The organism is Pseudomonas sp. SJZ078 (assembly GCF_007828255.1).
In the GTDB taxonomy this organism is placed as follows: domain Bacteria; phylum Pseudomonadota; class Gammaproteobacteria; order Pseudomonadales; family Pseudomonadaceae; genus Aquipseudomonas.
The window spans coordinates 1-1322 of record NZ_VIUG01000080.1; the positions used below are offsets into that span (position 1 = coordinate 1).

The 1322-nt window shown below is 53.4% G+C and carries 1 protein-coding gene; it reads left to right on the forward strand.

What is annotated here, in order from left to right; genetic code table 11:
• Nucleotides 1-109: 109 nt before the first annotated feature.
• Nucleotides 110-1303, forward strand: a complete 1194-nt coding sequence (locus tag FBY02_RS27995) for an IS4 family transposase (RefSeq protein WP_144931773.1) — start codon at nucleotides 110-112, stop codon at nucleotides 1301-1303.
• The last annotated feature ends 19 nt before the right edge of the window (nucleotides 1304-1322 follow it).

Genomic DNA, 1322 nt, shown 5'->3' on the forward strand with positions numbered 1-1322 from the left:
CCTGAGGAATCCCCGAATTTTCTTACGAAAAATCAAGAAGTTGGAATATTGAAGAGACCTGCATGAGTCGGCAGCTTGTGTTGCACCACACAAAACAAGATCCCGCCCCATGCAGGCCATCCGATTCTTACACAGCGCGCTCGCTCAAGCACTCCCTGGTGTTCACTCTCGTCGCCTGAAAACGTTGATGTGTTGTGTCAGCGCATTGCTACGAGGACGTCGGCTCACGCTGACGGGGCTTGGTCGATTTTTACCAAGCAAAGCCTATCCCAAACACACCATCAAACGAGTGGATCGGCTGTTGGGTAATCGGCATCTGCAAACCGAGCGCCCGCTGTTTTACTGGGTCATGCTGCGAGCCCTGTTGGGCTCGCTCAAGCATCCATTGATCCTGGTTGATTGGTCACCCATTGATGCGGCTGGAGAGTTCTTTTTGTTGCGCGCAGCCATCCCTTTGGCGGGACGCTCATTCCCGATCTACGAGAGCGTTCATGAACGTGAGGGTTGTCCGAAATATCAAAAACGATTGCTACAAGCGCTGGCCGAAATGCTTCCCGAAGAGTGCGTTCCGATCCTTGTGGCTGACGCAGGTTTTCGCCGACCATGGATCAAAGCCGTCGAGGCGCAAGGCTGGTATTACGTGGGACGCGTGCGTAACCGGGATCTCTACCGAGCCGACGCAGACACTTGGCTACCCGTTAAAAACCTCTACGCTCTGGCATCGTCCTCACCGAAGTCATTGGGGCGGATCGAGATGACCCAAAGCGCTCCGCACATCATTCATCTGTACTGCGTTAGGCATTCGGCAAAAGGTCGCAAACACCAGCGTGTCACCGGATCAATCGCCAAAAACAAACTCAGCAGGCAATCGGCCAATCGTGAACGAGAGCCCTGGTTATTGGCTAGCAACCTGCCGGAGGATCAATGGAATCCATCGAAAATCGTGGCCGTTTACAAACAGCGCATGCAGATAGAAGAAGGCTTCAGAGATGTAAAAAGTGAGTATTTTGGCGTAGGCGTCACTCGCCATCGGAGTCACTGCCCACGCCGAATCGAAGTACTTTTGCTGATCTCGGCTCTGGCTAATTACATCATTTGTTTAACGGGATTGCAGGCCCGCGAGGCGGGGCATGAGCGCCGTTTTCAAAGCAATAGCCTTAAACGCCGACGAGTGTTATCGCTATGGCGGCTGGGCCTGGAATACTGGCGTAGTGGACGCGGCTCAAACTCTCGAAAAACTTTGGAGAGACTTGAGCACGCGTTGCGAGCAGAGGTACATCAAGAGGCGCAGGCATTGGAATAGATTTGTGGGGATCCCTCAG